Annotated in this window: 15 protein-coding genes; 2 read left to right on the top strand and 13 right to left on the bottom strand. The window is 64.8% G+C overall.

Annotated elements, in window-relative coordinates:
• Position 1 precedes the first annotated feature (1 nt).
• The 11 genes from VML93_RS21140 to VML93_RS21090 all read right to left on the bottom strand — a co-directional run bounded on the left by VML93_RS21140 (position 2) and on the right by VML93_RS21090 (position 12,406).
• The gene (locus VML93_RS21140; protein ID WP_325613705.1) at positions 2–1,552 is read right to left on the bottom strand and encodes an MlaD family protein; all 1,551 of its coding nucleotides are present in this window, start codon (positions 1,550–1,552) and stop codon (positions 2–4) included.
• A 3-nt stretch (positions 1,553–1,555) separates the two neighbouring features.
• A complete protein-coding gene (locus tag VML93_RS21135; protein WP_325613703.1) occupies positions 1,556–2,698 on the bottom strand; it encodes a virulence factor Mce family protein in 1,143 nt (380 codons plus the stop codon).
• Complete coding sequence (locus VML93_RS21130; RefSeq protein ID WP_325613701.1) at positions 2,698–4,194, bottom strand: virulence factor Mce family protein; 1,497 nt, start codon at positions 4,192–4,194, stop codon at positions 2,698–2,700. The genes VML93_RS21135 and VML93_RS21130 overlap by 1 nt, the downstream gene beginning before the upstream one ends.
• Entirely contained in the window at positions 4,191–5,726 is a 1,536-nt protein-coding gene (locus VML93_RS21125; RefSeq protein ID WP_325613699.1) for an MCE family protein, read from the bottom strand. Before VML93_RS21125 ends, VML93_RS21130 begins: the two co-directional genes overlap by 4 nt.
• Positions 5,723–6,754 (bottom strand): MlaD family protein, encoded by a 1,032-nt coding sequence (locus tag VML93_RS21120; protein ID WP_325613697.1) that lies wholly within the window; start codon positions 6,752–6,754, stop codon positions 5,723–5,725. The genes VML93_RS21125 and VML93_RS21120 overlap by 4 nt, the downstream gene beginning before the upstream one ends.
• A gap of 10 nt (positions 6,755–6,764) precedes the next feature.
• On the bottom strand, positions 6,765–7,979 hold the full coding sequence (locus VML93_RS21115; protein ID WP_325613695.1) for an MCE family protein: 1,215 nt from the start codon (positions 7,977–7,979) through the stop codon (positions 6,765–6,767).
• Between the two features lie 5 nt (positions 7,980–7,984).
• Positions 7,985–8,824: an ABC transporter permease gene (locus VML93_RS21110; protein ID WP_414686410.1), complete on the bottom strand. Its 840-nt coding sequence runs from the start codon at positions 8,822–8,824 to the stop codon at positions 7,985–7,987.
• A 1-nt stretch (position 8,825) separates the two neighbouring features.
• On the bottom strand, positions 8,826–9,623 hold the full coding sequence (locus VML93_RS21105; protein WP_325613692.1) for an ABC transporter permease: 798 nt from the start codon (positions 9,621–9,623) through the stop codon (positions 8,826–8,828).
• Positions 9,620–10,342: a FadR/GntR family transcriptional regulator gene (locus VML93_RS21100; RefSeq protein WP_325613690.1), complete on the bottom strand. Its 723-nt coding sequence runs from the start codon at positions 10,340–10,342 to the stop codon at positions 9,620–9,622. Before VML93_RS21100 ends, VML93_RS21105 begins: the two co-directional genes overlap by 4 nt.
• Before the next feature lie 175 nt (positions 10,343–10,517).
• Positions 10,518–11,456 (bottom strand): class I SAM-dependent methyltransferase, encoded by a 939-nt coding sequence (locus tag VML93_RS21095; RefSeq protein ID WP_325613688.1) that lies wholly within the window; start codon positions 11,454–11,456, stop codon positions 10,518–10,520.
• 2 nt (positions 11,457–11,458) lie between these two features.
• The gene (locus tag VML93_RS21090; RefSeq protein ID WP_325613686.1) at positions 11,459–12,406 is read right to left on the bottom strand and encodes a class I SAM-dependent methyltransferase; all 948 of its coding nucleotides are present in this window, start codon (positions 12,404–12,406) and stop codon (positions 11,459–11,461) included.
• A gap of 417 nt (positions 12,407–12,823) precedes the next feature.
• Here VML93_RS21090 and VML93_RS21085 point away from each other — a divergent pair, with 417 nt between their 5' ends.
• Positions 12,824–15,199, top strand: a complete 2,376-nt coding sequence (locus VML93_RS21085) for a lysylphosphatidylglycerol synthase domain-containing protein (protein ID WP_325613684.1) — start codon at positions 12,824–12,826, stop codon at positions 15,197–15,199.
• A 16-nt stretch (positions 15,200–15,215) separates the two neighbouring features.
• Here the strand turns inward: VML93_RS21085 and VML93_RS21080 are convergent, their stop codons facing one another.
• On the bottom strand, positions 15,216–17,849 hold the full coding sequence (locus VML93_RS21080) for a GH92 family glycosyl hydrolase (RefSeq protein ID WP_325613682.1): 2,634 nt from the start codon (positions 17,847–17,849) through the stop codon (positions 15,216–15,218).
• 154 nt (positions 17,850–18,003) lie between these two features.
• Here VML93_RS21080 and VML93_RS21075 point away from each other — a divergent pair, with 154 nt between their 5' ends.
• On the top strand, positions 18,004–18,672 hold the full coding sequence (locus VML93_RS21075) for an LpqN/LpqT family lipoprotein (RefSeq protein ID WP_325613680.1): 669 nt from the start codon (positions 18,004–18,006) through the stop codon (positions 18,670–18,672).
• Between the two features lie 54 nt (positions 18,673–18,726).
• Here VML93_RS21075 and VML93_RS21070 read toward each other — a convergent pair.
• The coding region (locus VML93_RS21070) for a 2Fe-2S iron-sulfur cluster-binding protein (protein ID WP_325613678.1) at positions 18,727–19,002 on the bottom strand (276 nt) is incomplete at its 5' end.

Below are 19,002 nucleotides of genomic sequence, written 5' to 3'. Positions count from 1 at the left end.
TTCAGTGGGCCGGTGCCAGCATCTGCTTCCATCCGTCGTCTCCGACGTGGCTCGAGTTCTCAACGGAATAGACAACACCATCAGGCCCGACGACTTTCCCGCTCTGCAGGTCGTAAATCGATACGGGAGCCGCGTTCGGGATGTAGATGCACGGGTTGGGTTGCTGGCCATTGCACTGGACGGTGCCCGCCCCCGGTCGCTGCAGCGGATCGCTGACCGCGGGCGGTGTACCCGGCAGCCGATCGGCGGGCAGCGGGTTGAGGCCGTTGTCGATCGATGGCGCCGGGATCACCTGACCGGGCTTCACCGGCTGGTCACACCGGGCGGCCGGCGCGGGGCAGGTGAGAACCTGATTCGGGTCTCCGTACCAGGGGTTGGTTCCGAGCGGCACATAGGGCTCGTTGCTGCGGCATTCCCGCGGGCTGGCGGCTCGCTTGCCGGGCACGTCCGCGCACGGGTAGTTGCGTGCTCCGCGAACCGCATTCGGCGCGTCCATCGGGATCTTGCAATAGGTACCTTTGGGTAGCGGCGCGGTGCTGGTGTCGGCCGGTGCCCGCCACTCCGAAGGCGACAGGAAGCCGGTCAGGCAGGGCGGCGGTTGGTTGAAAGCCAAGGCTCCCACGCCGAGTCCGGCCTGGCCGGGGAACTCCGCGGTAACCGACTGGGCGATGGCGCCCGACTGGGGCAAGAACACCAACGCCTGTTCGACGCCGTTGTGGTAGCGCTTGAGCATGTCGATCACCACCTCGAGATTGGCGAGCGTCTGCGGCAGCGATTCCCGAACGTCGCCGAACGCGGCGTTGACCTGATCGGCTGTCGGCGCCGCGTTGGCCAGAATGCTGCGGATCGCCGGATCCTGCGCTGCGGTCTGTGCGGCCAGGATGTTGAGGTTTGCGGCCCAGCGCGCGATATCGTCACCGGAATTGACCTGGCTGTCGATGATCGGGCCCGACCGCGCGATGATGTCGTCGACGTCGTCGATGCTGCCCCTGAAGTCGTGGGCGATCGCCTGGGTGGCATCGACCAGTCGATGAAGCGCCGGCCCCAGCCCACCCACAGCCTGCGAGGTCTCGCTAAGCAGTGACGCCACTTTGTCTTTGGGCAGCGCCGCCAGTCCGCGGTTGGCGGCGTCCAGCGCCGGGCCGATCTTGCTCGGGACCGTGCTGTTGGTGATCGTCTGCCCGTCGCCGAAGTACGGGCCGCCGGTGCGGTTCGACACCAGGTCGAGGTACTGCTCGCCGACCGCCGAGACGGAGTGCACATTGGCCGACGCGTCGGTCGGGATCTGGTAGCCACTATCTATGCTCATCGTCGCCCGTGCCCCCCGTTCGGTGGCTTCGACGGCGGACACCTTCCCGATGGTGATGCCGCGATAGGTGACGTTGGCTGTGCGGTAAAGCCCTCCGGATTGCGGCAATTCGGCGTAGAGGGTGTATCGACCGAAGCCGACAAGGCTTGGTATCCGCAGGTAATACCAGCCCAGGACGCCCACCGCGATGAGCGCCAACACGGTCAACAACACCAGTTGGGTTTTGATCAGCCGGGTCAGCACGTCTCACTCGCCCCTTTCCACCAGCGGTCCTCCCGGGGCGTCGTTCGGGTTCGGCGTGTAACGCACGTCCGGAATCATGGTGTTGGGATCGCGTCCCCACGCCTGTTCGAGCGCTCGCAAAACCCCCGACAGCCCGGTTCCGCTCAGCATCGTGTTGTCGATGGCGGACAGCGTCAGGTCGAACGCGCCCGACACGTTGACGAAGTCGCCGCGGATCACTTTCGCCACGTCGTCGATGTTGAAAGGCGCTGTGAGGCCCAATCTCAACGCGTCGACCACGAAAGGCGAGGCCCGGTCGAGTTGACCGAGCGGCCGTTGCAGCAACTGCAGGCTCTGGTGCAGATTGGGCCGGGTGTCCGACAGCACCCGGTTGGCGACGTCGCTGAACCGCCCCAGAGACTCGGCCGCGTTGGCGAACAATTCGCGCGTGTCGGCGAAATGCTGGATCAGCGGCGGAATATCGGTGAACAGCCGGTCCAGCGTGTCGTTGTGATGCGCGGCGATGCTCAGCAGTTCGTTGGTCGAATCAATTGTGCGGGTTAGGCTTTCGCGTTGCCTGTTCAGCTCGGCGGTGAATGTGCGTAGCCGCCCGAGGAATTCGCGGATCTGATCGACGTGGCCGTCAAGGATCTTGATGATCTCGGTTTGAACCAGGTCGAGGTTCGGGATCCCGCCGCCATTGAGGACCACCGCGACGCTGGCCAAAGTCCGTTCGACGGTTGGGTAGGCTGACGAGTTCATCAGCGGGATGGTGTCGCCGCTTCGCAACGGCTGCGGCGACGGTTCTCGCGGCGCGGCCAGCTCGATGTGCTGCGTGCCCAGCAGGCTGGTCTGGCCGATCTTCGCGGTCGCGTTTGCCGGCAGCTTCACGGCCGGATCCAGGTCCAGCGTCAGGGTCGGCGTCCAGTCATTCAGCTTAATGTCACGTACCGTGCCCACCCACACGTCGGCCACCCTCACCCGGCTGTTGGTGTTCAGCGCCAGGGTGTCGGGCATCTGCACATACACCGTTAGGCGATCCGCACCCGTGCCACGGCCGATCGGCAGCGGCACGTTGGCGATGCCACGCCAGGAGCAGGAAGCCAGTACCACCGCCGCCAGCGCCAACACCACGCCGCGGCGGCCCGCGCCGAGGAAAAGCCGCATCACTGCCCCGGGCCTGTCTTTACGGGCGCCGGCGGCCCGGGCGGCGGCGGATGGGACTCGTCATAGGCATTCGGCGGTCCAGGCTGGTTGGTTCCCGGCGGCGGAGGCGCGATGTCCGGGCCGCCCATGAGCTCGGCCAACGATTCGGGGCTCAGCATGTTCACGGTCGCCGGCTGAACCAGCGTGCCCTGCATGCCGGGCGCGACGACCCAGCCGGGTTCAGAGTTGCGGTGCGAAAACGGTGTGTCCCGCGAGAAGATCCCTGGCACGGTGGTGTCCTTGTATCCCGAGGGCGGGCGTAGCCGTTCTTCGGAGTAAGCCACCTCCTTGGGCAGGGTGGCCGCCGAGCTGAAGAAATTCGCACCGAACGGCGGGTAATTGAACTTGATCGCGTCCAGCACCGGCGTCAGGTACTGGGCGCACAGCTCGGCGGAGTCCTGATAGCCCAAGCGGCTGCCGGCCTGGATCGCGCTGCAGAGGAACTGCAAGGGGTTCGCGAAATTGGGGAACACGAACAACCCCACCAGCGAGCTGTGCAACGGGTAGTAGATGTTGTTGAAGTTGCCCGCATAGGTAGGCAGCACGTGCAGTGCGGTTTCCAGGCCGTCGCGCGGCTCGGGTTGCAAGATCGTCGTGGTCACGTCGGCCAGGTTGTCGACGTCACGAGTCAGAGCGGATCTGTTTTCGCTCACGAACTTTCGGACGGCGCCGAGCACGTCGTCGAGCCGATTGACCGTGTCGGCCACGTCATGGTCGGATTTGGTGAACCAGTCGGTGAACTGGGCCAGGTTGTCGTTGAGCGCGACGAACTGTCGATCGTTCTTGTACAGCGCGCTGACGAACTGCGCCAGGCTTCGGGTGATCGCGACGAAGTCCCCTCGGCCCTCGTTCAGCGCGGTCAACGCTTCCGACAGGCTGTTCAGGGTTTGGTTGATCTCTTTCCCCTTGTGCGCCAGGTTGTCCGCGGCCGATTCGATGACTTCGCCGAACGGCCCCTTCGGCTGCTCGGCTGTCGGGCCCAACTGCTGGAGGATCGAGCTGATGGAATCCCGTAGGTGATCCCACTCGACGGGCACCCGGGTGTGCTCAATCGGGATCACCGCACCGTCCCTCAGCACCGGGCCGCCGGTGTAGGGCGGTGACAGCTGGATGTTGCGCGAGGCCACCAGGCTGGGGTTGAGGATCGATGCGGTGGCGTCGGCGGGCACCTTGTACTTGTTGCTGTAGTGCAACGTGATTCGCATCCTGTCGCCGGCCGGCTCGACCTTGTCGATGGCGCCGACCCGCACACCCATGATCTGAACCTTGTCGCCGGGGTAAAGCGCAAGCGCCTCTGAAAAATACGCGATAACCGTCGTGGTGGTCAGCTTCCGGTACAGCTGCGCGCCGACGAAGAGGGCGGTGAGCGCCAACACCGCCACCAGCGATCCGACCACCACCGTCAAGCGAGACACGTTCGGCAGCCGAAGCTTTCGGATATCGAAGATGGTGCTCATGAGTTGCCACCTCCCGTCCCGTCGGGAGTGATGAATGGGGCCGGCAGCCGCGGCCCGGGTCCTGGGGGCGCGTGGCCCGGCGGCGCCATCGGCGCCGGGGCGTTGGGGCCGCCGACCGGTCCCAACGGTTCCCTGCGCGCGCCAGGGGGAGCGCCCGGCAGCGGCACCGGCGTGCCGGGAACAGCCGGCGACACCGCGCCCGGGCGGCCCGCGCTCGGCACACCTGGTGCGGGCGGCAGCCCGTCGGGATTCGGCGGCGACTCCTGGACGTCGACCGGCACCTGAAAACCGAACGGGACGGAGCCGAAGGGACCTTGATCAGACATCGCGCAAGGCAACGGATTTCCCGGCCGCGGCAGGCCGTCGGCGGCGGGCGTGTACGAACACGGCGACCCCGGAGGGACGGCGGGCCCGGGATGCTCTGGTGTGCCCTCCTGCACGGACGGTGCCGGCGGCGGCGCACCGTTGGGGAACCGGGTGCCGTTGGGGTCGGGGAACCGGAATGCGGGCAGCCCCGCGCTACGCCAAAACTGCTCGGGGTCGATGCCGCGTTTCTTGAACGCTGCGTCGACCCACGGCTGCAGGATCTGGTAGGGCAGCAGATTCGCGACGATCGCCTTGAAGTACGGCCCGGATCCGACGGCCTCCGCCAGGGAAGCGGTGTATCTGCTGAGCAGGACCAGCACGTCGGCAAGGTCGTTCTTGCGCTTGACCAGTTCGTCGCTGACCGTCCCCAACTCTTGCAGCACGTGGTTGAGGTTGGGGTTGTCTCTGAGCAGGCCGGTGACCTGAGCCGACACCTCGGAAACGTTGCTGAGCAGAATGTTGAGCGCCTGGCTACGTTGCCGGAACGCGGCCAACAGAGTGTTGGCATTGACCAGCAGCCCGTTGACCTGTTCGCTGCGGTCGCCGAGCACGCGCGCGACCTTGTTGGCGTTCGACAGCAGCTGCTTGATCTGCTCGCCCCGCTGGCCGATGCTGTCGGCGAAACCCTTGACACCGTCGAGGGCAGCACTGAGATGCGGCGCGGTCTGATCGAACGTCTCCGACAACACTTTCAGCGAACGTTTGGTGGCTTCGATGTCCCATCCCGTCGCCGCCTTGGTGGCGTCGACGAACGCGTCGTAGACCTGGTATGGCGTAGTGGTCTGGGCTGAGGGAAGAAAATCGTTGGGCTGCAGCGTCTTTGAACCGCGTGGTTCGATCGCCATGTTTTTGCGACCCAGAATGGTATCGGTGCGAATCGCCACCCGGCTCTGCGTCCCGATCGTCTTTCCGGCCAACGAGAACCCGACCAGGACCCTATCGCCGCGGATTGTCAGCGACCGCACCAGACCGACGTTCACCCCGGCGATTTCCACCTTGTCGCCCGGGCTGATGCCGCCGGTGTCGGCGAATTGCGCGTAATAGGTGGGTGTGGCGAACAGCATCGGCACGCTGGTAAAGCTTTGCGCCACACCGACTACGAGGACGGTGACCAGCACACCCATCAGTCCGACGCGGCCCCGGTTGAATTCGGTCAGGGATCTCATTGCGGCGTGCACCTCCCGGTGGGATGGCTGAGGAGCTTGATGGTGCGCACCGGGCCACCGGGCTGTAAGCCGTTGACTTTCAGCGAGAGATCGCACAGGTAGAAGTTGAAGAAGTCGCCGTACACGCCGCCGGCACGGCCGATGGTCCGGTACGCGCCCGGCAGTTTGCCCAACACCTCGTCCAGACGCGGCAGCTGGCTGATGATCGGCTGCTGGATGTGCTCGAGGTTTCCAAAGGTGCTGTGCAGCAACGGCCGGTCCTCACCCAGCAGGTCGGCAACGGTTCCTGCGGCATCGCTGATGTGCGCGACCGCGGCGGCCAAGGGATCAGCCCTGTTCCTCAGTCCGCTGATCAATACCTCCAGCTTGTCGACCGTCTGATCGAACTCTTTCTCGTGCTTGACGGTGGTGGCCAGCACGGTGTTCAGGTTGTCGATGACCTCGCCGATCGCGTGGTCCCGGTCGGCCAGCGTCGCGGTGATCGATGCGGTCTGGTCGAGGATGTCGTTGATGGTGGCGCCCTGCCCCTGGAACACGGTGAGAATCGATTGGGCGATGCTGTTCACCTTGTCCGGGTCCAACGCCTGGAAAAGCGGCCGGAACCCACCGATCAGAGCGTCCAAATCCAGTGCTGGTTGGGTGTGCTCGACCGGGATCGCCGCACCCGGGGCCAGCTTCCGACCGCTGTACCCACGCTTGAGCTCGAGGTAGCGGTCGCCGATCAGGTTGAGATAGCGGATCGACGCGGTTGTCGCCTGATCCAGCGACAGCGTGTGGTCCACGTCGAAGTCGACCAGCACCCGCTTGTCACCGTCGATAAGCGTCACCTTGGAGACCTTGCCGACCTCCACCCCCGAAGCACGGACGAACTGCCCGGCCCGCAGCCCGCTGACATCTGTGAACACTGCCGAATACCCGGTGGTGCGGTTGAAGCGCGCCTGGCCGAACACGATGATGATCGCCACGGTGAACACCAACAAGACCAGCCACAAGAGGCCGAGTTTGATTGCCGTGCCGGTGACTTTCATGCATTCCTCGTCACGGGTTGATCGTGTTCTCCCCGTATTGGCGTCCCCAGACGTATTCGCTCAACATCGGCTGGCCCAGCTCGAAATGGTTGTACGGCGCGAGGCTCGCTCCGGTGTCCATGACCAGATACGGCGCCGGCCAAAGATTCCGGGTGATCGGCTGCCAGCACCCAGGTCGTCCGCCCGGTCCACCGCGTGCGTTCACCCGCGGCAGATTGTCGGGATAGATGTAGGGGTTCGGCGCCCCCAAGACCGTTCCGGCGGCCGCCAGCGAATAGCCGTTGCCGCCAACCGCATTCGCGACGTTGGGTGCAGCGTCGTGAAAGTTGCGTACCAAGCAGAACAGTTCGGGGCTGTACTGGTCGAGCAGCGCAGCGGTAGGCACCAGGTCGGCGGCCCCGCGGGACAGAAACGGCCCGGCCCGGTTCAGGATGTCTTCGCCGGTCCTGCCCGCGCCCACCGCCGCCAACAATGCGGCGTCGAGATCGTGCTGCTGCCTAGTCAATGTGCGCGCGGTGGTCAACGCGTTCTGCAGAAAACTCCACAGATCCGGCGACGAGCGGGCATAGATACCAGCAAGATCGGCTAACCGGTTCGCGTCATAGCCGACTTGCGGTATCCGTGGGTTCAACTGCTGCAGAATCTGATTGGCGTTGACGATCGATTCTCCGAAGTTGGTGCCCAGCCCGTCGAGGGCCTGCGCCGCCGCGGACAACGTCGTGTTCAGCTCGATCGGGTCCACCTTCTCGGCGATCGAGGTGACCGTCTCGAACAGCGTGTTGAACTCGGTGGTCACCGAGCGCACGTCGATCACATCGCCCGGTGAGATCCGTTGCCGCTGTGGCCTTTCCGGTGATACCAGCGATACGTACTTGTTGCCGAACAGAGTGGCGGCCTCAATGCTGGCCACTACATTGACCGGAATCAGCTTGATGGAATCCGGATTCACGTCCAGCAACAGCTTGGCCGCCGGCTTGCCGTCCCGCTCGATCTCCGAGATGCCGGCCACCCGGCCGATCTGGACCCCGTTGTAGGTGACTTTCGCGCCCGGTTCCATTACCAACCCGGCTCGCGAGGCCACCATTGTCAGCTCGGTCTTCGGTGTGAAGTCCCCCCGGAATTGCAAGTACACCAACACCAGAACCAATGCACCGGCTGACAGCAGGGCCACACCCTCCAGGTAGAGCCACGCGCGGCGAGACGTCCGCGTCACCGGCGTCGTCATGGCGGTTACACCGTGAGATTGAAGTTCGGGTCGACGCCGTAGAGCGCCAACTGCGCCAGCAGGACCACAACCACCACCGAGACCAGCGAGAACCGCATCGATCGACCCACGGCCTGACCGACACCGACCGGACCGCCGCTGGCCGTGTACCCGTAGTAGCAATGGGTGGTCATCACCACCACCGCTATGACGACGACTTCCACCACTGACCAACCCACATCTTCAGAGCGCAGGAAGGTGCGGAAGTAGTGCTCATAGGTGCCGTTCGACTGCCCGTAGAACACCGTTGTGACCACCTGGCCCGACGTGAAAGCCATGTCGAGAGCCAGCGCGTACAGCGGCCCGATCACGACCAGCCCGCCCAGAATCCGAGTCGATGCCAGGAACGAGATCGATTTGATACCCATGACTTCCAGCGCGTCGATCTCCTCGCTGATCCGCATTGCGCCCAATTGTGCGGTAGCGCCCGCGCCCACCGTGGCGGCCAGCGCAACGCCGGAGATGATGGGCGCCGCGACGCGTGTATTGGCCAGTGCGGCAAAGAATCCGGTGAATGCCTCGACCCCGATGTTGCCGAGTGACGCGAAGCCCTGGATGGCGATCAGCGAACCCCCGGACAGCGTGACAAATCCGATGATCGCCACGGTGCCGCCCACCACTGCCATCGCGCCGGTGCCCATGCCGATCTCCGCGATGAGCCGCAACGTCTCTCTGGGGTAGCGACGCAGCGCCCACCCGATCTGCCAGAGGCTGATGCGGGTGAAGCGCGCGAAAATCGCTATCTGCTCGAATCTTCCGGTGGCGCCGCCCCGCCCGCGCAGGACGACGGCTGACATCGCGGCCATGCTAACGCCCCGTCCCGAACCGGACGCCGATCGTGGTCAGCACCACGTTGATAGCGAACAGCGCTATCACGCACAACACCAAGGTCTCGTTGACGGCGGTGCCGACGCCCTTGGGGCCGCCCTTGGTGGTCAGCCCGCGATAACAGCCGACCAGGCCGGCGATCAATCCAAAGGTGGCCGACTTGACCACCGAGATGACCACCTCGGGCAAGCCGGTCACCAACGTGAGTGTGCTGACGTAGGCGCCGGCCGAAACATGTTGGATGTAAACGCCGAACAGGAAACCGCCGACCAGGCCGATGGTGATCACCGCTCCGTTGAGCAGTGTGGCGACGATGGTGGCGGCGACGACACGGGGCACCACCAGGCGGTGGATCGGATCGATGCCCAGCACCTCCATCGCGTCGATCTCTTCCCGGATGGTGCGGGCGCCGAGGTCGGCGCAGATGGCCGTGGACCCGGCGCCGGCGATCACCAAAACGGTGGTCAGTGGGCCTAATTGGGTGACCGCGCCCAGTGCCGCGCCCGCACCAGAGATATCGGCAGCGCCGAACTCGGCCAGCAGGATGTTGAGCGTGAAGATGATCAGCACCGTCAGCGGGATCGAGACGGCGAGGGTTGGCAGTAGCGAGACATTCGTGATGAACCAGCCCTGCTGGATCGCCTCACGCCACTGGAACGGCGGCCGAAACAGGGCCTTGCCGGTCAGCATGCACATCCGGTAGAAGCCACCGACCGCGTCGATCCCGGGCTGGATCTGGTCGCGAAGATAGGTGGCGATCACGGTGTGGGCGGTCATCGGCGTCGCCCCGGGCGATCGAGTGCGGCTATCAACGTTGCATTCGCAACCTCGAGTAGCCGATGGGCGGCTTTCTTCGATTCGCCGGGATCACCTGAGCAGATCGCATCAGCCAGTTTCCGATAGGCATTGGGGCGCTTGACCTCGGCTGGCATCCTGGCAGCCAAGACAGTAAGCGCTGGCTCATATGCGACACGAAATGCGTTGTACATCAACCGATATACGATCGAGCCAGCGCTGTCGACCACGTGATCCCAGAACGTGAGCGTGTGGAGTTGCCAATCGAGCAAATCTCGGTCGGTCTCGAGCGCGCGTAGCGAATCCTCAAGCAACGCGGCCAACTCCGGTCCGTGCCGTTCGGCCGCAAGTTCCGCGACTTTCGGACCGTTGCGCAGCCTGGCATCGAGGATGCTGCGAAAGACCGAAACGTCAAGTTCGCCATCACGGACCAGTAGTCGGGGCAGCAGGTCCAGTCCGGCGTGCCGCCGGAAATCACGCACGGTAGTGACGCCGCCATGACGGACTTCGACAAGGCCGGCTGCCGACAGCCGCTTGAGCGCCTCTCGGACAGCGGGCCGGGATACCCCGAGGACGTCTGCCATTTGGCGCTCGCTGGGCAATGCCTCCCCGGGCTGCATCTCCCCACTCAGGACATCCGAGGTGATCTGCTCGAAGACCTCTTCGGGCACCGATCGACGAGTCACTGGCTGCAGCGCCATGCGTGCAGTTTGATCCCTAAGAGGTCAGAGGTCAAGTGGTCAGACCAGTGTGTCTCAGTATGCTCCGACAGTTGTCCGGGTGTGCACCGGCCAGCGGCCGCAAAATGCCGGGTTTTACTGCGTCGCGGCGTACATATGAGCGCGCTCGGCACTCGCGGCAGATGGGCCGGCCCGGCTATGCCCCGCGCGTCGCAGCGACGAACAGATTCCCCGGAACCCGGTCCCCGACCTCTTTGGCGGGGCTGCGGTCATAGCCGGCCATCAACTCGTCGGTCGGGGTCACCGTCACGTCCCAGCCGTGGCGGCGGAACCGATCACCGACGTCTTCGCGCTCTTCGAAGTACCACAGCTCGTCCATCCTGGGAATCTCACGCTGCGGATCTACGTCGGCCATGAACGCGCGAATCCGATCCATCCGCTCACGACGCTTCGTGCGAACCTCAGGGTCGAGAAACTTCGGCCCCAGCGCCTCCACGGCGACCCGGCTGCCGACGGCCGTCAGGTGCTGGACACACTCGAACAGCAGGTCCTGGGCCGCGGCCGGCAGGTAGGGCATCAGCCCCTCCGCCGACCAGGCGCTGGGCGAGCCGGCGTCAAATCCCGCCTCCCGCAATGCCGTTGGCCAGTCGTGGCGCAGATCCACCGGAACCGCGACCCGGTTGCAGGCAGGCTCGGCGCCGTACTCAGCCAACGTCGCGGCTTTGAATTCCAACACCCTGGGCTGGTCGAGCTCGAAGACCCTCGTGCCGTCCGGCCAAGGCAGCCGCCAGGAGCGCGAGTCCAGGCCCGCGGCCAGGATCACCACCTGGCGGATGCCCGCACGTGTCGCGTCAACGAAAAACGTGTCGAAAAACGCTGTCCGACAAGCCATGTAGTCGACCATCGACTGCATCTGCAGCGGCAAGTCGGGTTCGGCCTCGAGCTCGGCGGGCAGCTGCGCGGACTGCCAGTTCCACACCCCGTCGCCGACGGTATCGAGGAAGACCTGCGCGAACGGATCACTGATCAAAGGGTTTTCGCTTCGGGTTTCCGCCGCACGCGACGCCGCGACACCCAGTGCCGTCGCGCCGACACTCTCGGTGATCTCCCAGCTGTCGTTGTCCGTTCTGATCACGATCAGTTCCCTCCCCGCTGCGCGGCCACGAACAACGTCTTCGGCGCGGCGTCGTCGACATCCTGCGGAGGCCTGCGGTCATAGCTGGCCATCAACTGGACGGCGGGCGTGACCGTCACGTCCCAACCGTGCCGGCCCAACCAATCGACGACGTCTTCGCGCTCCTCGAAGTACCACAAATCCTGGACATCGGGCATTTCACGTTGCGGCTCAAGTTTGGCCATCAGATCGCGCACCCGCTGCATCGACTCGCGCCGCTTCGCTTGTATGTCCTGATCGAGGAAGTCGGGGCCGGGCGCCTCCACGGCGATGCGGCTCCCGGCGGCCCCCAATGTTTGAACACGCTCGAAAAGCAGCTCCTGAGCCGCCGCCGGCAAAAACGGCAACAGCCCCTCTACCGACCAGGCGCTCGGTGCCGAGGCGTCGAAGCCCGCCTGCTGCAACGCGGCCGGCCAGTCGTGGCGCAGGTCGACCGGAACGCTGACCAGATGGCACGTCGGCTCCGCGCCGTGTTCGGCCAGCGTCGACGCCTTGAATTCCAGCACCCGCGGCTGGTCGAGTTCATAGACGGTGGTGCCGTCTGGCCAAGGCAGCCGCCAGGCCCGCGAATCCAGACCCGCCGCCAGGATCACCACCTGGTGTACGCCCGCGCGGGTGGCGTCGAGGAAGTGCTGGTCGAAGAACGCGGTGCGGGCGGCCATGTAGTCGACCATGCCCCGCATCCGCGGCTTGAGGTCTGGTTCTGCCTCGACGATCTCGGGCGGCAGGTTGGTAGGAGCGAACCAGTTCCACACGCCGTCACCGGCAGCGTCGAGGAACACCCGCGCAAATGGATCGCTGATCAGCGGGTTCTCACTCTCGGTTTCCGCGGCGCGGCCCGCGGCGACGCCAAGCGCCGTCGCCCCCACGCTCTCGGTGATCTCCCAGGTGTCGTTGTCGGTTCTGGGCACGCTCGAGTCCTCCAATTCGCTAGCACAACTATGCACCGACCCTACGCGCGCCGCGTGTGAGCCGGCTGTGGTCCAAGGTGAATAGCTCGCGCGCCGCCGGCCAGGTGGCTGGCGCTTCTCCGTACCCCTGATCGCGGCGTTGGGTTTCGTGCTGGCTTACCCACGGCGGCGGCCCCCGGTACGCGGCAAAGCCTTCTGCGGCAACATGGATTGTTCGAATTGGGGTCGTCGTTCTGGTCAGCTACGGAATCCTGGTCACGCTTACTGGGCGCTGGTGTTGTTGAGGGGATTCCTGATGACGAGCCCGACCTAGCTCGCGATTGCATCGCGCACAAATCACATCCACGTTGGAGGTATCCGGTTAAGTTGTCGGCGAGCCGCTAATAGCTCAGAGCCGATCCAAAGGATCGTTAGACCATGCGAGTTGACGGGCGAGACATCACCGTTTCCGGCAGCTTGCTGCAACCGCTGACCCGACGGACCAACGACATCATCCGGCTCGCCCTGGCGGCGATCTTCCTGACGGTAGTCATCGTGAGTTTCCTGGTGACCCGCACGCGGTGGGTCGACCTGGAGAAATCCGTCTCGCAGATCGTCGGCGTCTTGTCCCCTACCCAGTCCGACCTGGTGTACCTGGCTTACGGCATCGCCATTCTGGCGTTGCCGTTCATGATCCTGATCGGTCTGATCGTCTCGCGGCAATGGAAGCTGCTGGGCGCCTATGCCGCGGCGGGCATCCTCGCCGTGCTCCCGCTGTCCATCACCGGCAACGGCATCGCTGCACCGAAATGGCACTTCGACCTGTCCGACCGGCTGCAGACGGTGCTGGCGCAGTTCCTCGACGACCCGCGATGGATCGCGATGCTGGCCGCGGTGCTCACCGTGTCGGGCCCCTGGCTGCCCGCACGCTGGCGACGCTGGTGGTGGACGCTGCTACTGGCGTTCGTGCCGATCCACCTGGTGGTCAGCGCGATTGTTCCGGCCCGGTCGCTGCTGGGTTTGGGCGTGGGATGGTTCGTCGGTGCGCTGGTGGTCCTGATCGTCGGCACTCCGGCGCTCGAGGTCCCGCTGGACGGCGCGGTACGCGCGATGGCCAGGCGCGGATTCGTGGTGACCGGGCTCAGGGTGGTCCGGCCGGCGGGACCCGGGGCACTCGTTCTGGCGGCGACATCCGAGGACTCCGCTGCCCCCGCGGCGGTCGAGTTGTACGGCCCGCATCAGCGCAGCGGTGGCGCCATGCGCCAGCTCTGGCGGAAGCTGCGCCTGCGCGGCACCGAAACCGCACCCCTACAGACGTCCATGCGCCGCGTCGTGGAGCATCGCGCGCTGATGGCCATCGCGATCAACGACGCGGGCGTCGCCAACACGTCGAACATCGCCGTCGCCACGCTTGACCGGGGATGGACGCTGTACGCGCATCAGCCCATTCGCGGAACTCCGCTCGACGAATGCCACACGCAGACAGCGGTTGCCCGCGTCTGGGAAGCGTTGCGAGTCCTCAACGACCACCAGATCTCCCACGGCGACCTACGCGGCCACGAGATCACCGTCGACGACGGCAAGGTGCTGTTCGGCGGGTTCGGCAGCGCCGAGTACGGGGCCACCTTCGCCCAACTTCAAACCGACATTGCCCAACTGTTGGTCACGACGTCAGCGCTGTATGACGCCGAGTCCGCGGTGCGTGCGGCGATCGACGCGTTTGGCAAAGACACCGTCCTGAACGCATCACGCCGACTCACCAAATCGGCTGTGGGGAAACGAATCCGGCAATCGGTCTCCGACGCGGGCACGCTCATCTCCGACACCCGCGCGGAAGTCAAGCGCCAATCGGGCGCCGATGAGATCAAAACCCAGACCATCACCCGCTTCACCCGCAGCCAGGTCATCCAACTGGTGTTGCTGGGTGCGCTGGTCTATGTCGCGTATCCGTTCATCAGCACCGCGCCGACGTTCTTCTCCGAACTGCGGAAGGCGAACTGGTGGTGGGCACTGCTAGGTCTGGCTGTGTCAGCGTTGACCTATGTCGGCGCGGCGGCCGCATTGTGGGCCTGCGCCGACGGCCTGGTGAGCTTCTGGAAGCTGTCAATCATGCAGGTAGCCAACACCTTTGCGGCGACCACCACCCCGGCCGGAGTCGGCGGGCTGGCGCTCAGCACCCGGTTTCTGCAGAAGGCCGGGCTGAACACGTTGCGGGCCACCGCGGCGGTGGCACTGCAGCAATCAGTGCAGGTGATCGTCCACCTGTTGTTGCTGATCTTGTTCAGCACCGCCGCGGGCGCGTCGACCGACCTCGCGCATTTCGTGCCCAAAGCCACAATTCTGTACCTGATCGGCGGTGTGGCACTGGGGATCGTCGGCACCTTTCTGTTCGTGCCCAAGCTACGGAAATGGTTGGCAACGGCGGTCCGCCCGAGGTTGGCGGAGGTGACCAATGACCTGATCGAACTGGCCCGCGAACCCAAGCGACTGGCATTGATCGTACTCGGTTGCGCCGGAACGACTCTCGGTGCCGCGCTGGCGCTTTGGGCCAGCGTCGAAGCGTTCGGCGGCGGCACGACGTTCATCACCGTCACCGTGGTGACGATGGTCGGCGGAACCCTGGCGTCGGCCGCCCCGACGCCCGGTGGTGTCGGGGCCGTGGAAGCGGCGCTGATCGGTGGTCTGGCCGCCTTCGGCGTACCCGCGGCCATCGGTGTGCCGTCGGTGCTGCTCTATCGGGTGCTCACCTGCTGGATACCGGTATTCGTCGGCTGGCCGGTGATGCGCTGGCTGACGAAGAACGAAATGATCTAGGCCGAACGCCAGACAATCATTCGCCGAACGCATCGCTGACGACGGCGACAAGAACGAGAAAGGATTTCGCGGTGTGACCGAACCTTGCGGTTAGATACATGGCGTAGTACCCGTCGGGCACCGAAGGCGCCGCCGTGATCGCGATGTCCGCCCGGACAGATCCATTGGCGGGGAACGCCCCGGAAACGGATGCAGCCGAGATCCCTGGGCTGTACGAGATACCAGTGATCGCGTACTCGCCTGCGGCGTCGATCATCCGTTGGGCATCGACGCTGACATGCTCCGTGGTTCCTGGCGCGATGCTTACCATCGGGAAGGGCACATTGACGGTCAATGCCGCGCTGCCCGCACCGTACGACGGTGGCGCGGAAGACACCGCAGTGCCCCAAGTCCTGTTGGGCTTTTCCGACAGCGAGAACGCGACGCCGCCGCCGGTGCGGACGAAAGACTCTGGCAGAAAGGTCTGTTCGGTGGCCTGACTGTTGATGCTGAGGCCGTCGATGTACCTCAGGCGGTTCCTTCCGGACGCGCGCGGAGCGGAGATCCGAATGGATTTATCCGCCGGGAGGGCGATCACCACGCGATCGAACAGCGGTGTGTTCACACTGAGGATCCCCGTTCCCGGGGTGCTCGGGTACAGGCCCAAGGCAGCCCAGACGTACCAACTCGACATCGCGCCCAGATCGTCATTGCCTGGTTCGCCGTCAGGCGTGGGAGCGAACAGATTGCTGCGCACCCGGTCGACCGTCTCCTGGGTTCGCCACGGTTGGCCGATGTAGTTATACAGCCAAGGCACCCCGAAACCCGGCTCGTTGCCAATCCAGAGATGGGGTTCGTTGGGGCCCACATTGAGCTCCTTCGTGAAACGGTCGAGCCGCTTAGCCACCGCCTCGCGACCGCCCAGGGCGGTCACTAGGCCAGCCACGTTATGCGGCACCCACCAGACGTATTGCTCGGCGTTGCCCTCGTCGAAACCATCCTGGCCAAAGCCCGATCGGTACGCGTAGAACCCGGGGCCGTCGGGAAAGAAGCCACCGGGTCCGCGCGGCGAGATATAGCCGGTGCTGGGATTGAACAGGTTCTGCCAATACTGTGCCCTGGTCTGGAATTCCGTGGCCGTCGCGGTGTCGCCGAGCGCCTCGGCGAATCGGGAAATCGCGAAGTCGTCGACGGCCCACTCCAGCGTGATCGAGGCTCCGGCGACCCGATGGTCAGTGGTGAACTCCGTCGTCTGCGGTGCATAGCCCAGCTGCAGGTAAGTGGCGATTCCCGGCCGCTCCGTGTAACCATCGCGCCCGACGCCGCCGTTGGTCGCCGCGTTGACCATGTAGCGCAAGGATGTGTTGACGTCGAAATCCCTTGCTCCGTAGGCATAGAGGTTGACGATCAGTGGCACCACGCTGTCTCCGGTCATCTCGGCGGTAGCCGAATTGGCAAGCGGCCAACGCGGAAACGATCCGCTCTGCACGGCGTCGTCGACCAGTGATTGGGCCATGTCGCTGCCTTGCTTGGGGAAGAGCAGTCCGTGCAAGGCCGATACCCCCCGGTAAGTGTCCCAGTCCGAGAAGTTGGCGTAGTGGGTGCGTCCCGGGGCCACGGTGTGGATAGCGCCGTCAAATCCGATATAGCGCCCGTCCGCGTCGTTGAAAGTGTTGGGGTGCAACAGTGTCCGGTAGAGCGAGGTATAGAAGGTCGCCAGGCGGTCGCCATCGCTGCCAGCCACTGCGATCCGAGACAACGCGGCGTTCCACTCGGCGGACGCCGCCGCACGAACGGCGTCGAAGCTCGCGGTGCCCTCGGCTGCGAGGTTGGCGCGCGCACCGTCCACACTCACGTAGGAGATCGCGGTCCGCACCTCGAGCACCGATCCGGGCGGAAAAGCCAGATACCCCCCACTAAAGGGGGAGTCCGCGCCCCGGGCACCGGGGTAGACCGAGTATCCGTCCCAGGATCCGTAGGACGTGAACCGCTGGTTGAACTTCATGGCGAAGTACACCGTGTAGGTATTCTTTTTGCCGCAGAATCCGCCGCTGGTTGCCGATCCGGTGATCGTGTTGTCGTCCTCGATCCGGAAGGTCGCCGCCGAGTTGCCCGCCAGCGACGCACCGGAGCGCACGTGGAACAGCGCCGGCCGATGGTTATGCGGGTATCTGAAGCGGCCGACACCCGTGCGGGCGGTGGCGGTGAGCTCCGCGGTCACTCCGGTTCCGGGGAACCGCACCCGGTAGTAACCGGGCACGCCCACTTCGGTGTCGTCGTGGGCGATCCTCTCCCACGCGTTCCAGGGCTGCGAGCCGGTGGGGGTCGTGGTGGGCAGCATCGAGATGTCACCGAACGCGGCGCAGCCCACTGACGCGTGGGTCATGCTGAACCCGGTGGAGCGCGATCTGTCGTAGTTGTAGCCCGCGTAGGTGTCGACGGTATCCGGCGAGTACTGCACCATCCCGAAGGGCACCGTTGGCCCAGGAAAATTGTTGATCTCACCCACCGTCTCGCCTCCCGTCCCGGTGCCGATGAGAGTGTCGACGTACTCGACCGGTTTGGCGACGAATCCGGGCTCACCGTCGTAAGCAATGGGTGGAGCCGCAATGAACGTCATGCAGACGGCACTCACCACGATCAACGTGACGAGCGTTGTTCGTGACCGCATAGCTGTCTCTTACTGCATCGGCGCCCGTTCGGTGCGGAATTCGAGGGGGATTCGAGAGTCCGAACCAGCCCAGCAACGATGCGAACCGATTGGGCTAGTGTCTTCTGCGACCCGGCCAGCGCAGGTGCCGGCCCCTCTCCCGGAGATGGAATTGATGAAATATTTGACGGCAGCAACCATTTCCGTGGTGCTAAGTTTCGTTCTCGTTGGTTGTGGCTCTGGCAACAAGTCCGAGACCAAGACGTCCACGTCGACGTCGACGGTGACTTCGACGACGTCACCCGAGACGAGCGCGACACCGGGGGCCCACAAGTACACCCTCGCCGATTACGTCAAGGACAACAATCTCACCGAAACCCAAATCCATCACGGTGATCCCGGCTCCCCCACCATCAACCTGCCGACGCCGGCCGGCTGGCAGACAATCAAGGAAAGTAACAACGCCCCGTATGGCGGCATTGTATTGTCCCAGCCCGCGGATACCAATGACCCACCCTCCATCGTCGGACTCCTGGTGAAGCTCACCGGTAACGTCGACCAAGCCAAGCTGCTCGAGGCCGCCCCGGGCGAGCTGCAGAATCTGCCGGGATATCAAGGCGGCGCCGGAACCGCGTCCACCCTCGGCGGCTTCAAGGCATGGCAGCTGAGCGGCACCTACGACAAGGGTGGCAAGAAGCGGGCCATCGCACAGAAGACGGTGGTGATTCCCGGCGGAGACGGGGTGTTCGTGCTGCAGCTCAACGCCGACGCAGCGGACACGGACCAGGGGCCGCTAATGGACGCGATGAAAGCGATCGACGAGCAAACGACGATCACCGTCTGATTCAGGAGCAGGATTGCGGCCAATCCTGTTGTTCGGCACCGGATTTCAACGATCTTATTCGATGTGGACGACGTCGGTGGCCGGCCGGGACCGGCAGGTGAGGATCCAGCCATCGGCGACGTTGCCCGGTGCGTCGTTGCGCTGGGTGTGCACCCGTCCTCTCAGCAGCTTGGCCTTGCAGGTGCCGCACCCGCCGCTGATAAATGCGTAACGGGCGTCGACCCCGGCGCGCAGCGCCACCTCCAGTAGCGACTCGTCGCTGACGGTTGTGGTCTGTTCGGTCACGGCGCCCTGGCTGACCACGACTGTCGACAGGGTCACATCCGCGTC

Origin of the sequence: Mycobacterium sp. (assembly GCF_035499775.1) — a bacterium.
Taxonomy (GTDB): Bacteria; Actinomycetota; Actinomycetes; order Mycobacteriales; family Mycobacteriaceae; genus Mycobacterium.
Note: the sequence above shows the minus strand (reverse complement) of the source record. Positions and strands in the feature narration are given on the sequence as shown.